17 protein-coding genes are annotated in these 13,780 nt (G+C 39.7%); 5 read left to right on the forward strand and 12 right to left on the reverse strand.

Annotated elements, in window-relative coordinates:
- Positions 1-6 precede the first annotated feature (6 nt).
- From AC0L6R_RS24965 to AC0L6R_RS24995, 7 genes are all read right to left on the reverse strand, one after another.
- Positions 7-804: a hypothetical protein gene (locus AC0L6R_RS24965; protein WP_473273599.1), complete on the reverse strand. Its 798-nt coding sequence runs from the start codon at positions 802-804 to the stop codon at positions 7-9.
- A gap of 123 nt (positions 805-927) precedes the next feature.
- Positions 928-1,530 (reverse strand): hypothetical protein, encoded by a 603-nt coding sequence (locus tag AC0L6R_RS24970; protein ID WP_473273601.1) that lies wholly within the window; start codon positions 1,528-1,530, stop codon positions 928-930.
- 7 nt (positions 1,531-1,537) lie between these two features.
- Positions 1,538-2,044: a hypothetical protein gene (locus tag AC0L6R_RS24975; protein ID WP_473273602.1), complete on the reverse strand. Its 507-nt coding sequence runs from the start codon at positions 2,042-2,044 to the stop codon at positions 1,538-1,540.
- 95 nt (positions 2,045-2,139) lie between these two features.
- Complete coding sequence (locus tag AC0L6R_RS24980; RefSeq protein ID WP_473273603.1) at positions 2,140-2,712, reverse strand: hypothetical protein; 573 nt, start codon at positions 2,710-2,712, stop codon at positions 2,140-2,142.
- On the reverse strand, positions 2,703-2,906 hold the full coding sequence (locus AC0L6R_RS24985) for a hypothetical protein (RefSeq protein WP_473273605.1): 204 nt from the start codon (positions 2,904-2,906) through the stop codon (positions 2,703-2,705). Before AC0L6R_RS24985 ends, AC0L6R_RS24980 begins: the two co-directional genes overlap by 10 nt.
- A gap of 25 nt (positions 2,907-2,931) precedes the next feature.
- A complete protein-coding gene (locus tag AC0L6R_RS24990; protein ID WP_473273608.1) occupies positions 2,932-3,408 on the reverse strand; it encodes a hypothetical protein in 477 nt (158 codons plus the stop codon).
- Between the two features lie 12 nt (positions 3,409-3,420).
- Positions 3,421-4,203, reverse strand: a complete 783-nt coding sequence (locus tag AC0L6R_RS24995) for a DUF4412 domain-containing protein (protein WP_473273610.1) — start codon at positions 4,201-4,203, stop codon at positions 3,421-3,423.
- A gap of 295 nt (positions 4,204-4,498) precedes the next feature.
- Between AC0L6R_RS24995 and AC0L6R_RS25000 the strand changes: the two genes are divergently transcribed.
- Together AC0L6R_RS25000 and AC0L6R_RS25005 are read left to right on the forward strand one after the other, a co-directional pair.
- Positions 4,499-5,053, forward strand: a complete 555-nt coding sequence (locus AC0L6R_RS25000) for an RNA polymerase sigma factor (protein ID WP_473273612.1) — start codon at positions 4,499-4,501, stop codon at positions 5,051-5,053.
- Positions 5,053-5,805: a tetratricopeptide repeat protein gene (locus AC0L6R_RS25005; RefSeq protein ID WP_473273614.1), complete on the forward strand. Its 753-nt coding sequence runs from the start codon at positions 5,053-5,055 to the stop codon at positions 5,803-5,805. The genes AC0L6R_RS25000 and AC0L6R_RS25005 overlap by 1 nt, the downstream gene beginning before the upstream one ends.
- A 232-nt stretch (positions 5,806-6,037) precedes the next feature.
- On the opposite strand, the gene AC0L6R_RS25010 is transcribed toward AC0L6R_RS25005, so the two are convergent.
- The 5 genes from AC0L6R_RS25010 to AC0L6R_RS25030 all read right to left on the reverse strand — a co-directional run bounded on the left by AC0L6R_RS25010 (position 6,038) and on the right by AC0L6R_RS25030 (position 10,967).
- The gene (locus tag AC0L6R_RS25010; protein WP_473273615.1) at positions 6,038-8,854 is read right to left on the reverse strand and encodes a CHAT domain-containing protein; all 2,817 of its coding nucleotides are present in this window, start codon (positions 8,852-8,854) and stop codon (positions 6,038-6,040) included.
- 189 nt (positions 8,855-9,043) lie between these two features.
- The gene (locus AC0L6R_RS25015) at positions 9,044-9,469 is read right to left on the reverse strand and encodes a hypothetical protein (protein ID WP_473273617.1); all 426 of its coding nucleotides are present in this window, start codon (positions 9,467-9,469) and stop codon (positions 9,044-9,046) included.
- Positions 9,470-9,558: 89 nt separating this feature from the next.
- Complete coding sequence (locus AC0L6R_RS25020) at positions 9,559-10,500, reverse strand: OmpA family protein (RefSeq protein WP_473273619.1); 942 nt, start codon at positions 10,498-10,500, stop codon at positions 9,559-9,561.
- Positions 10,463-10,699 carry a hypothetical protein gene (locus tag AC0L6R_RS25025; protein WP_473273620.1) on the reverse strand — a complete coding sequence of 79 codons (237 nt, stop codon included), beginning with the start codon at positions 10,697-10,699 and terminating at the stop codon, positions 10,463-10,465. Before AC0L6R_RS25025 ends, AC0L6R_RS25020 begins: the two co-directional genes overlap by 38 nt.
- Positions 10,671-10,967: a hypothetical protein gene (locus tag AC0L6R_RS25030; protein ID WP_473273623.1), complete on the reverse strand. Its 297-nt coding sequence runs from the start codon at positions 10,965-10,967 to the stop codon at positions 10,671-10,673. The genes AC0L6R_RS25025 and AC0L6R_RS25030 overlap by 29 nt, the downstream gene beginning before the upstream one ends.
- A 629-nt stretch (positions 10,968-11,596) precedes the next feature.
- Between AC0L6R_RS25030 and AC0L6R_RS25035 the strand changes: the two genes are divergently transcribed.
- The 3 genes from AC0L6R_RS25035 (at position 11,597) to AC0L6R_RS25045 (ending at position 13,268) form a co-directional block, all read left to right on the forward strand.
- Positions 11,597-11,755 carry a hypothetical protein gene (locus tag AC0L6R_RS25035; RefSeq protein WP_473273625.1) on the forward strand — a complete coding sequence of 53 codons (159 nt, stop codon included), beginning with the start codon at positions 11,597-11,599 and terminating at the stop codon, positions 11,753-11,755.
- A 127-nt stretch (positions 11,756-11,882) separates the two neighbouring features.
- Positions 11,883-12,698: a DUF6597 domain-containing transcriptional factor gene (locus AC0L6R_RS25040; protein WP_473273627.1), complete on the forward strand. Its 816-nt coding sequence runs from the start codon at positions 11,883-11,885 to the stop codon at positions 12,696-12,698.
- 75 nt (positions 12,699-12,773) lie between these two features.
- On the forward strand, positions 12,774-13,268 hold the full coding sequence (locus AC0L6R_RS25045) for a VOC family protein (RefSeq protein WP_473273629.1): 495 nt from the start codon (positions 12,774-12,776) through the stop codon (positions 13,266-13,268).
- Positions 13,269-13,780: the final 512 nt, after the last annotated feature.

Consider the following 13,780-nt stretch of genomic DNA (forward strand, 5'->3'; position numbering starts at 1 on the left):
GCTTGGTTAGTATTCTGTCAATAGTCGATTGACCAAGAGCTGAGCACCTTCGGAAGTCAATAGGGGGAGTTTGGCGTCTTTGCGCTCTCCTCCCCACTTAGTCCACTCGCTCTGCATTCCCCATCTATATGTACCTTCAAACTTGGTTTCGCTGACCCGGGTGATTTTGAAATAACCGTCGCCCTGGGTATGGGATGTAAATTCTCCTTCTACTTCATTGCCATCAAAATCAATCAGTTGGATGACTCCGGTATCTTTAAAATCTCCCACCACGAATACGTTGCCTGTAGCGATATCATTGATATGGATTAATCTGATCATTCCTAGATGTGTCTTCCAGGGCCCGGTCCAGGATCCTTTTCCCAAGAAAGGCTCCTGAATATTGGCTGTTCCTTCGGCACATTGAAATGCAAGTGTTGGCCTGCTTCTTCCTTTTCGGTTTCCTATGGCTTTTCTGTCATCAGGGGCAGTTCCAAAATAAATTTCTGAAACATTCGCATCGCCCCTGGTGAAAAAAAAAGTTAATTGCTCTTTATTGCCGTCACAATACGTCATCTTGGCAAGTACCTTCCCTGTGTCCTTATTGTAACTCCCACTAAAATCTGCCAACTTTTCTTTTTTGGCATTGGCCAATATTCCGTTGATTTGTGTAGAAGTAAGATTCTGTAATATCCTCAGTTCATTACCGTCGTTTAAGGTAAATATTCCTGTTGCCTGAACCGGGAAAGTCTGGGCTCTGAGAAAGTTGTTCCCAAATAGAATTACAAGAGTGGACAGCAAAAAGGTTTTGATATAATATTTCATAGGGAGTAGGTGTTAGGTAATGGGCAAAGGAATCTCTATTGCAGCTGGTTGCTCAGCTACAGCATAGATTTGATTGCCTGATTTGGTTTAGATATTCGGAGAAAAGGGCGAAAGAAAGATCACTTAGCGAGGATCAAAACCCTTTACCCAGCCCTTGATTTTCACTTTTTCTCCTGAGTTAGTTTCAGTAAAATCGCCTTCAAACTCAGCCTCGATATCTAAAATTGGATACTCTTTCTTAGTGATCTGGTCCACCCAGGCTTTCTTGTTTTTTGAAACTACTTGATAAGAACCGCCATTGGATAAGAAGGTATATTTCTTATCATTTTTCTCCACCTTCAGTTCTATATAGGAATTCTCCCCAAATGGATTTTCTTCTGGCTTTAGAGGACTAATTTTGTCACCTTCCCAAATCATCCTAAACGTACTATTGCCTTGTGGAGGATCTACAAAACCTATGGTGGTGGCACTTATTTCTGTGTTCTCATTCCATCGGCTATCAATTCCTCCCTGAGCATATACAGGCGTGGTGAATGTCTGCCCGTTTAGTGTGCCTCCTGTAATTTCAAAGGAATAGAAGGACTTGTTCTTCAATTTCTCCTTGTCCATACCCAGCTCTTTGGCAACTTTTTCTAAGGCTTGATCTTCGGATGATCCGGCGCAGGCAAAAGCCAGTAATGACATGCCAGTAAATAATAGAATCCGATTAATTAAATTAGTCTTCATAGCATGTCTATTGGATGTTGAATGAAAATGTGGCAGGCTTGATCTGCCCCTTGGCTTCCAAGGGACGGGCAAGGAGCTTCACCTGATAGCTACCCGGCGCAAGCTTTCCTGGCGTTTCCTTTAGAGAAGCACGGCTTTTTTCATTGTAAGATAGCAGGGAGATGAAATCAAATCCTTCCGTGCCTATAATCATGTCCCCGGGGATGTATGGCATTGGATTTCGGGAGGTCTTGCCCATCAATTTGCCATTGTGATATACCTCTGTAATAAACTCGAAGAATATGATTTCTTTGCCCTCTTTTGATTTGATGTCCTCTCCCTGAAAAGAAAATAAGATGGGATACCTTTCTTTTCGGAAGTCAATAAAAATATCTATCATGTTGTCGGATCGGGTTTCCAGTTTCAATTCAGATTTTTTCCCGACCGAAATGGCTCCTTTGACAGTTTGGGCATTGGATTCGACCAGAATAAAGGTGAACCAAGCCACAGCGATAATTCGAATAAACGTTTTCATAGTTGATGTGTTTGATGTAAATGAATAATGATATTAATAGCGTTATGGTGGCTGTTTTGAAGTTTTTGTTTAATCAGTAAACGGCAAGCATAAACCTACAGGTGGAATTCCTGATAGTTTTGCGCTTTCACATAGCCTGAAAATGGTTGCCAACTCTCCGGTTTATCGACGGCATCGCTTTTCCCCAGTTTGCCTTCGAACGCAAATTCAAATTCTTCTGGAGTCCAGTTGATGACTGTTAATCTGCCTTCCATGATATCTGAGGGAAAGGAAAGATCGTACTTGATCTGTCTTGGATCCCGCTCTTGGTCGAGTTTTCCAAAAGCAATAAAAAACACATCGCCATTCTCACTATATCCATGGAATAAACCAGGATGGTCAAATTTCAACTCCATGGGCTTTCTTGAAGAAATATCCTTGCCTGCAAAGGTCAGTGAGATATGTTGACCTTCATTGTCCATGATGCTAAATATGTGCTGGTTAGGATAGTGGGAAAGCGTGGCGTTTGCCATTTCCATAGAGTCAAAAACTACCCGTTCACCAATCTCCAAATACACTAGGTGTGTTTGTTGACGGTCAGTATCTGTACCAATTGGAAATTTCTTTAACTGCTCATTTTGGAATAGAAAAATCGGAATGTACAGGATTATCAATACGATCAAATGCATAATTCAGCGACTTTATCCGCAAGTTTCCTTGCAAGTTCAATGCTTAGGGATTCGTTTACAGATCCGTAGGGTCCCACCTGTGCACTTAAGGTGATGAGCACATCTCCCAAGACCATGTAGAGACTAAAGCTTTTTCTGTTGTACACCGCATAATCTGCCTTGGAATCCAATGGGACATAGGCCATAGTTTCCATCCCCATCCCTTTTTTTTGGAGAGCTTTATTTGAGGTGCCGGAGGACGTTTGGATCTTCGGATTTATCCAGTTGCTCATCTAATAGCTTGTTCAGCCTGGTTTGTTCTTCTGGGGTTTTGTCCCGGTAGGTCATTTTTACATAGTCGATTAGGGGTGTGGAGCTTTGGCTGTGTCCCTTGTCTTTAAGAATGCTCAACTCTTTGGCTGTCTGCATTTCTTCAAATCCTATGAAATGGTCTACGCCTTTTTCTTTCCAGTAAAATTTGTAAAGATGGGCTGGCTCATAATGGTCGGCTGTGATCTCATTGCCATTTGCCAGATCTTGGATCAACGTTTCTGTAAAAAATTTTCCTTTATTTTCTTCAGAATAATCCTTCAGGCAGGAAGAAACCACTGTCTTTAAATGGAGCTGTTTTCCTGCTTCTGATTCTGTGGTGGTAGAGCTGCAGGAAGATGCCAGCGCCAGTATAAGTAAGGTGAAAATGAAATTTTTAGGTTTCATAGCCAAGATATATTAGAATGTCATTCCATTTTTATAGTCAGACATATTGATCATCTGATCTATCTCTCCGAGTTGCACCACTTTCATTGTTGAGGTCACTTTTCCTTTTTTGTCAAAAGCAGTCATTTCCATCATGAATCCCTGCATTTTCTCAGGTAAAGGCACTGGGTTTTTAGAGTAAGAACTCAATGATTTGGCAAAGGCTGACTGGTCAAACTCCACATCAGGAGCCATCCAGAACTCACCTTTTAGGTTTTCATCCTCCATGATGTACTTGGTAGCGGTGTAGCCCAGGATAGATTTGGTCTCATTGGTCTTTCTCATTTCAGGTATACTGGCATCATCGGCTGCATCAGCAGCATTACCAAACATTCCCATCATAGCCGTAGACATGGCTGTGTAAGTTTTATCTTTGGGATTGAGTGTCACCATTACATCACTGTCCAGGTCATAGATGATCAGCATATTGGACATTTCTATTCCAAAGTAACTTTCTGCGATGTTGTACTTCCATACCTGATTCATGGACTTTCCTTTTTCCATCTGCATTTCCATGGTGACCTGAAAGTCAAAATTGTAAGCGGAGGGGGCTTTGAAATCTTTTGTCTGCCCCATCATGCCAGTAAGGTCGATTCCACCTAATGCATTTTCCCCGTCTGATTCAGCGGATTCGGAGTTAGGTTTCACGGCCATCTGTTCCCGGATTTTTTTCAGGATTTGGCATTCCCCTGCATTTCCCAGAAAAAATAGTGAGAAGGCTAGCAGGAAAATTTTAGAAATTGAGTATCTGTTCATAGCTGTTGATTTTGTTTGCTATGTCTTAGTCTGGGTGGGAGGAAAATGGTAAACAGAAAAGTATTACAAATTTCTAAACTGGCTGTATATCTGATAATTATCACTGATACAGACTCTTCTGCATAGCTAGAAAAGCGACTGGTATTATTCCTAAGGAAGAAAAGCTGAAAAATAGAGCTAAGTAACTACTTGCCAGAAAGTAAGGCTTCTTTTTATAGATTGGTCAACTAACTAGTTGTCAATAAAGAAAAAAAGGATATGTTTACCTTATTCCAATTTTTAAGACTAAGGGTAAATGCGTGATATTCTTATAGAGCGACTTAAGTCTGGTGATAAATCAGCTCTGGCAGAAGTGTATAAGTTGTATAGGGAGCCATTCCTCCAGTTTGCCAAAAGGTATCATCAGGGAGAAGAGCTTTTGCAGGACATCTATCAGGATGTAAGCATCGCCTTATTTGACAGGGCGGTGAGCGGAAAGTTGGAACTTGAAAAAAGCAGCATTAAAACTTACCTGTTCTCAATGGGGAAATTTATGCTCTTTACCCGATTGAAACGAGAGCAACCTGGCTTGGAATTAAAGGAAGACCAGGAGTGGTCTGCGGGATTGTATGAAGAAGCCAAACTTTTCATCGAAGAACCGGATCCAAAGGTGTCCTTCCTGGGAAAGTCACTCGCTAAGCTAGGGGAGAAGTGCAGGAAAATCCTCGAGTACTATTACTACGAAAACAAAAGCATGAAGGAGATCCAGCAACTTATGGATTACAATCATCCAGACGTGGTGAAAAGCCATAAATCACGCTGTATGAAGTCACTCAAGGAGTCGTTCAAACACAAAAAATTTGATTACTGATGGAAAGCAACGAATTGCTGGACCGTTTCATTAAAGGCAGCCTGACAGCAGATGAAAAACTCATTTTGGAAGAATTGCTTCGCTCCGATGCTGAATTCAGGGAAGAATTTGAGTTGCAGCAGGCGACCCGGGAAGCGATAATCCGAAATAAACATTCTGAGATCAAAGCTTTTTTAGGCGGAGTAGAGGAGGGGTTGGTAAGCAGCCAAAAAGTTCGGAAAATACAGGCCAAACCATACCTATGGAAGGTTGCAGCAGGAATAGTGTTATTGGTTGCCGCCACTGTCCTTATCCTAAACCTTTCTGATACCACTTCCTCCGCGCCTGCTACGGATTCTTTTCTTTCGTATTACACTGCATATCCCAACGTAGTTTCACCGATCACTCGTGGAGAAGAGTTGAATCCGGAGGATTTGGAGAAAGCCTCATTCATAGCGTATGAAAGCAAAAATTACAGTCTTTCTGATAGTCTGTTTACCAGGATTCTCCCATATCAGACCGATTATGTTCAGTTCTATAAAGGAATCACCAAGTTTGAACTTGGCCAATACGATAGCGCAATCCATTATTTTGACAATTATATATATAGCGACGGCACCCAGCTTCGGGATCAGGCCAAATGGTACATGGCACTTGCTTATCTTGTAAAAGGTGATACCCTAAGGGGTAAAGAAGAGATGATCCGGCTCAGAAAAAGCAGCGGATATAAGATGGATGAGGTGGAGAGAATTCTGCTTGTTTTGGATAAATAGAGTGAGAATCAAGTAGAATCAAAATTCCCCAATGCTTTTTAAGGGGCTGGGGAATTTTTAAATAACTTCCGCCACCATTTACATGCGTAATGAGGAGTGTCTTCTCTTCAACATGTCTATTTATTCTCTTTGATAATTCTCTTTCCAATCCTATCAGAATAGCTATTGGTAACCTTACGATTAAATTAGCGATTGACTTAACTTGTTGGCTTTTAGTTCCAGCAGACCGAAGTTAGTGTCTGATTGTCTTGCGAGTCCTAGCAATTTTTTTCCTTACTAAGATCACTATAAGCAATCCGATAATAACTAAACCAACTAGAAGTGCATTGAAAGGCAAACTGCTTCTATACACTGGCGTAACCTCACCGCTTACGACAAATCCTGCCCAGAAAAATGGCATGTTTTTAGCTTCCTCATTGTTTTGCAAGTAGGATTTCTGTGCAGCCTGCAGCGCAAGGTCTTTTTCCAAGCCAGCTTCTAGATAGCTGTAATAAAGAGTCATTAGTTCAGCGCTGGCGTAATCATCTACTTTCCAAAGCGTGAATAGTAAGCTTTTGGCGCCTGCATCAGAAAATAATTTGGCAAGACTTGAAATGCCTTCACCGAGTTGGAATCTACCATATCCGGTTTGACATGCGCTTAAAATCAGCATCTCAACGTCCCAATTTAAACCTGCAATTTCATAACCAAATAGGCTGTGTACATCTTCATTGCCGTCACCTGAAAATATAATTTTTGAGAACATAACATTAGGTTCCGCAAAGGCATGTGTGGCTAAATGGATAAATTTATTGTTCTTGCTTTCCCTTATGAAATTTTGCTTAGTAGCAGAGAGTCCTTCGTATAGCTTGGTTTTGAAATACCTTGAGATTCCAGCTACTTCCTGTCTGGTCCCACCTAGATAGCCATATAAATTTCGTTGGAACTGCTGCTGCGAATTTTCAAAATATGGAGCAAATGCCAGAATTTCAGTAGGCTTTTTAGGCCTGAATGAGCTTTTATCTTTCTTCTCAAACCTATTCTTGATAGAGATGGAATAATTTTCCACCAGATAGTTGCCATTTACATCGATTAAAGCAGCAAAAGGAATCAGTCCAATATTTCCATGTGGGTAAATCACCAGCCTTTTGGATCCTGGAGAAATCCGACCTTTTAATAGAATTTGAAAAAGTTGTTTGCCTGCTTGCTGCCAGCCCGAATCTGAAATTTCACGAAAAGCGGTGTTTGAGGTTTCAATCAGTCCATCTAGATTTTGTGTCGGAACACCTGCCCAATTCCAGTCATTTTCCTTTCCTGACCTTGATAAAATATAGAGTGTACTTTCCGAATAATAAAAGAGAAACGCTTGCTGATCTTCAGCTAGATTTATTCCTTTAAGGATATCTTCATTGACTCGAAACTCTGCCATTGATTGTATTTCAGGAATCGCTTCGATTAACTGATCATTTATTTTCTCTAACCGATAAGATACTTTTACAATGGAATCCACAAGGATATCACCTACCCCTGAAGCAATGTTTTTCTCCAACTCGTCCAGTTTTCGCTGCAATTTTTTTTTCTCATTCACAAGGCTGGAATCAGGATTGTTTCTCGCCAAATGACCTGTAATTAATTGATCATTATAGTTCTTATTATTTGAAAACTCAATCACATTTAAGGCCTCAATAAGGGTATTCACTTCCGGATTGCGCTTGTACAGCCGGTATAAATTTGCAATGTAGGAGTCAAGCGCAAGTTTTGTGGGCTCTGTTAATGAATTGCTTAGTCCTGCTTGGTTCAGCATGCCTATTTGATTGGATATACTTAAGGCCTTTCGGTTAAAATCTAAAAAATTGGACTCATTCCATCCCTCATCTACCGATGATACCTTCGCCAATGAATTGGCTTTGAGTGCATACATAGATACAATTGAAGTTTCAGCACCACTATAGTAGAGACGTATGGGATCAGTTTCAAAATCGACTCTTGATAGCAAATGATTACTCAGACTGTCTTCATTAGTATTTTGATAAAAATCAATGATTTTCCATAAATACCGATACTTAGAAGGTTCTGATGTTTTAAGGTCTTTCAGGTACTTTAAACTTATCTCATAATTAGACTTGGCAAGATCGTAGATGCCGTTTTTGAAATATAAGTTTGCCAAATTTTGTCTTGCCTCTATTCTCATTTGGAGATTGACTCTTTTTTCATATTTCTCCAATTCTTCTATTCTATTTTTCATTGCCTTCTCCGCTAGCTCAAAATCTCCCAATCCCTTATAATAATCTCCAAAGGAATTATTGATTGCGGCTGCCATTGGTGAATTTTGGTAATATGGATCGGTTAATTTTGAAAAGGTCAGAAGGGCAGAATCTAAGTACAATTTGGCATTTGCAAATTCTCCGGCTAAGATTTCATTATTTGCGATATTCTTATAAAGAATTACTTTGGTAAACTCATATTCGTCTTTTTCAGAATAGACCCCATCCAAATATGCTTTGTGGAGTAAGTCAATGGATCGTAAAAAGGATGCTTTAGCTCTTCTCAAATCCCCGAATTTATAAAAATTCAGAGCCCGGCCATTTTCTAGCTTCTGCATTGAAGTATTCTGCATTTGGGCCGGAAGTTTAGGGATAAGTTCTTGAGCTTTGGTCAGAAATACTTGGGAGGTCTCTATATCTCCGTCATTGGCAAGAAAACCGGAATACCAGTCATATATTTGGAATTTATTGATTTCTTTTCGGATTTTCCCTTCTTCAGATAGCTTAACTAGAGAATCTAATATTTGCAGTGCCTTTTCAAAATCTCCATCATAGAGCTCAAAACTGCTGATTTCAATCATGTGTTCGACCCATTTATTCTCCCAGTCGTTTTTATAAGCCAACTCACTTAACTTTATAACATATTGCTTTGCTTTACCGTGATCGCCTTTGATATAATAATCCATTCCTTCCTCATATAGCTTGAGGTAATGCACTGTATCTTGCGATAGGTTTTGCGCAGATAGAGGGATGGTATGGAAAAACAGTATCAGACCGCAAAGCAGCTTGTGAATTTGTGTGATCATATAAGTTGATTAAAAAAAATATCACTAATATATTCGGATTTAATTGATTCTAACAAAATTCAGATAGAAGTCTGGGGAGCTAAGATTAAATATGCTTTATATTAAATGACATTTTTTCTCTCTTGTATAAAGAATTTTTCAAGCAATCCCAAAATCTTTTATTGAAATTGAATTGAGTAAATAGGTATTCTATCGGGTCAACTCAACTATCCCAAGATCGTCATTCTCGAAAGTTAGCTTAAGGCTTGTCACGGAAGATTTCAATAGCGTAGCATTTCCTAGTTCACTTTCCATCCGATTCCCACTGATGCTGTAATTTAAATCAAATCCATGCCCATCATTTATCGGAGCAGTACAGTAGGGGTTGTTGTTTTCATCATAGGCTGTGGCAACCGGATTGATGTTTAGATTTCCATCGCTGCCAAAAGTGTAGGTAGTTTGGAAATTGCATTCATCGATGACCTCATCGTTTATAAAATTGCTTGCTGCTAGAGTCCATTCACCTAGGACAAATTGTGAGAAGTCCGTTGCCGGCTCTTCTTTTTCCTTGCAATTGGAAAGTAAAAGGACGGCTATCAAGCTTAAGGCCGGAAGATGGAAATAGTGTCGTTTCATTGTGTATGATATGTTTTATTATAAAAATGGATTTCAGATTGTCAAGATAATTATGGTCTAGGCACCTGCCAAAAAGCTTTGGATCAGAATTAATTCAGGATAAATTCCACCCTTCTGTTATTCGCTTTTCCAGTAGGGGTGTCGTTTTCAGCGATGGGAACTGAAGCCCCTTTACCGGAGGTCTCAATGGCGTTATTTACAGCAAATTCGGTTTGCAAGGCATGCATTACAGCAGCTGCACGTTCCTCAGATAGTCGCTGGTTCAGTTCTGCGGAGCCATCACTATCTGTATGGCCGATTATGGATACTGATTTAGTTGGTTCAGCGTTTAGGGCTTCGGCTATCTCCTTTAGGATGGCATAAGACTCAGGTTTAATCTCAGCCGAACCGAAGTTAAATGTGATGGCGGAAGTGCTGTAGTTGCCACTTTCCAGGAGTTTGCTGCGGGAATCCGGTTGACCTACCGCATAGCGAATGTTGCTTAGGTAATAGTTGTCAGCATCCGTCGCATTGTTGACAAAGAATCGGGCACTGGTTAGGTTCACATCTTTTTGAAAAGCAGCAGTAAGGTCCAAGACTTTCTCCTCATTGGCAAATACCTGGACTCTTCTTCCCATTCTGGAAATGGAAATGTGTATCGGCTTATTAGCCTCTTCTGCATTTATCAGGTTACCGGCATTAAAAGAGTTACTGAAATTCAATCCTTTTTCAGTGTGAACCGCTTTTTTACCAGTTATGTAAGGTCCTCCGTCATGGCTATTGCCAGAAAATTCAACACCAAGGTAATTATCTGACAATTTTTGAAGGTTGAAATAATCCCCACCTCCATCCCAGTCAAGCTTTGCTTCCGGGTTGGCAATATCTGAGAAAACTAGCATGATTCTTCTGCTTCCGCTGAAAGTACCAAATGCAAAATCGTACATCAGATCAAATTCTAAAGTGAAATTTTCAGGAAAATCGTTCAAATACTCAGGGACAAAATTGCCTTTGGTTTTATTGAACCAAACCCAATTCCTCTTCCAATCCTTCAAAATTGACCACTTCGGCAGCACCTGTTGTAATCCAGGAGGCAGGGAGATCACCTACGTTGTCTTGCTTAAAATCATCAAAGACAACTATTTCTTCTCCTTGGATAAATGAAAACTTCGTGTATTTGGATAGGCTGGGAGTGTCCTGGCCACTGGAATGATTCGGGCTGGAGTTATCCTTGAGACCAATCCGAGAAACCATCTTCCATCACAGTGGAATCTCCTCCGATCTCATTCTTGGAGCCTTTTTCCTTTTTGTCTTTTTTCTTGAATACTCCTTTCACTCCGTTGATGATACCATCACCCACCGATTCGATGGTTTGGTCAACAGTTCGCTCTGCCTTGCTTGCTGTAGATTCCTTAGCTTGGTTTACTACACGTTCCTTGACTTGTGCCTGTGAAAAAAATATAGGAATTAAGACGATAGCGCCATTCAGGAATAGTGTTTTTCTAAAAGATATTGTCTTCATAGCAGTAGTTGATTTTTTATCTGTTTCTGCTACTTAGTCATCTGAACCTAAAAAAGGTAAACACTAATAATCTTCTATCTTCTACTTCTTTTTCGTCAATTCCCCAATTAAAAATTATAATCGTTTTAAATGCACTTAAGTTGAAGTCTATTCAAAATAATCTTTCCAGTAGGGATAGTAAGCCAATGCATTAAAAAAATGATCATAAATCATTTTAATCTTTCTCCAGTCAACAACAATTTATGGGAGGAGTGTAGGCAAATTCCACCCAGAAACCATTGTGGGTGGAATACACATAGATAGGAAATTCTAACCATTCCAATTGAACTTGACTGCATCAATATGAAAGTCTTTTAACTCTTTGAAGGGCCAGGGCTGTTGGAGATAAAAGGAATGAGATTCTCAACCGTACTATCTCTGATGAGCGAAGTCGGGCCAGATGGAATCAAAAAGTTCAAAACCGCCAGGGGACTTTTTTTCCTGGCGTTTTGATTAGCACTTATCCCAGTATCAGCGGAGGGAAACTCCTGTTCAGCAAAGTACTTTAAGGAAGCAATAGACTAAAAATCCCATTCTGAAACGCTTCTAATGCTATCGAAAACTTAAAGGAATCAACTCCTCTGGGGGACTTGTTCCAAAGAATTAGTTTTAGAAAAGGCCGAGTCTCTGCCACCAGCGCCACAGTACGAAAATTGGCGGTGACCCTTTGGGACATGGTGGTAAAAGAAACTCCATCTCTCAATCAGGAAGGTTATCTCTTTTCAGATCAGGAAGAAAGTGGGGATTAGTTAAGAAATAAAAGAATCAAATCGATAAATTCGGTCTCATAGAAGACGATCTAGCACTAAAAACTGCTGATTTTTAAGAGTTTTGGATGCCGTTAGTCCGTACTCAGAAAAAACAACCTAAAGATAAATGGACTATCAAACATTTGAACCACATGCTGACCTAAAATCACTTGTTAGTTGCTATTGGACTTTGGAATTACCTAAACAGTCTGAACCGCAAAAACAACGAATTGTACCTGATGGTTGTATTGAAATTGCGTTTATTCTTGGAGCCGACATAAAACGATACACTTCTGAAAATGAATTTATACTTCAACCTCGGGCAATGGTGCTTGGCCAAACAATTGAACCGTTTTACATTGAGCCCACAGGGATTGTCAAAACATTTGCTGTCCGTTTTTACCCTTATGGATTTGCAAATTTTGTCTCTGTACCAATCAGCAATTTGGCTAATAAGGAAACGTCTATAAACCAACTTTTCGGAGGAGAAATCGCAAATGATTTGGAGCAAAAAATAATAAAAGCGAAGGATACTGAAGAACGCATAAGTATTATCGAAAAATTTCTTTTGGATAGGTTTAATGACCAAAAGACGATAAATACAATTGTAAAAAACACCGTTGACTCACTCTTATCCACAAACGGTAGTGCCTCAATAAACTCAATCCTAAAAGAGAACTTCTCAAAACGAAGACAATTAGAAAGGAACTTCAAAAAGCAAATTGGGGTAAGTCCTAAACAATTGGGAAAGGTTATTCGGTTTCAAACCGCTTTAAAAATTTTGCTTGACAAGAAATCAGAAGATCTTACCAATGTTGCCTATGAAAGTGAATATTTCGACCAAGCACACTTCATAAAGGACTTTAAAAAATTTACAGGTACAAACCCCAAAGAATTTATTAATCACGAAAACTTAGTTCTTTCCGCCCTTTTCTATAAATAGTTTAATGGTGTCGCATTTTTACAATTTCTAGCGACTACCTACTTGTAATTTTACTTCATCTACAACGGACATAAAATGAAAGGAAAAATATTTATAACAATAATGGCTTTGACTTTTGGAAATGTCTCCTGCAAAAACAAAGGTACAACTGCTACCAATTCAAATCTTACTAAAGAATCAACAATCAAGAACGATAATAACATGAATAGTTTTATATCAATATTTGAGATTCCAGCAACGGATATTTCGAGAGCCATAAACTTTTACAAAGGAACTTTAGGCATAGAAATTGAAAAATTAGAGTCCCAAGGAATGGAAATGGGCATTTTTCCATACCAAAACCAAATGGTGACAGGAGTTATTATGAAAGAAGAAGGTTTAGAACCTTCTGTCAAGGGGGTTACCATTTATCTGAATGGTGGGGATAACTTGCAACCTATTCTTGATAGAGTAGAAGGAAATGGAGGAAAGATTATTATTTCTAAAACACCCCACGCAGACGAGAGTGGATTTTTTGCAATTTTCCACGACTCGGAAGGAAATAAGATCGGACTTCATTCGCCATATTAGAAAAAGAACGATCGCACAACCGAGGTAGTGTCTTAAATATCAAATGATTTATAAGATTATTTGCCAATTCACGTTAGCGAAAAGAGGGCTTCAGGCGATTCGTTGTACGGAAGCTCATCTAGTGAAGCTCCGGTTAATTCTGGAGCTACTTTTTTGATGTCTTTTTAGGGGCCAAGCGAAAAGATGGGCTTAGGTGGAGCTGCTACATTTGATTGGTCAGGAAGTTAAGCTCTCCTAACTTTGAATCAATGAGTGACAGATCAAGAAGAACTTTTGACAGGGCTTTTAATTGATGGCAGTTGAATTACAGAAAAGCTGTAAATCCTCCATTGAGATCGGCAGGTAATTAGGTGTTCCTGGCGATATGGTCAGGCGGTGGAACCGGGAATTTGCATTAACTGGAGCGTCCAGTTTCACAGGCAATGGAAAACCGGTTTTGATTGCTGAACAACGCGAATAGCCGAATTAAGGTAGGCACTAAAAGAAGCGAAGATCGAACGAGATATCTTAAA

The organism is Algoriphagus sp. 10J20-15 (assembly GCF_055809615.1).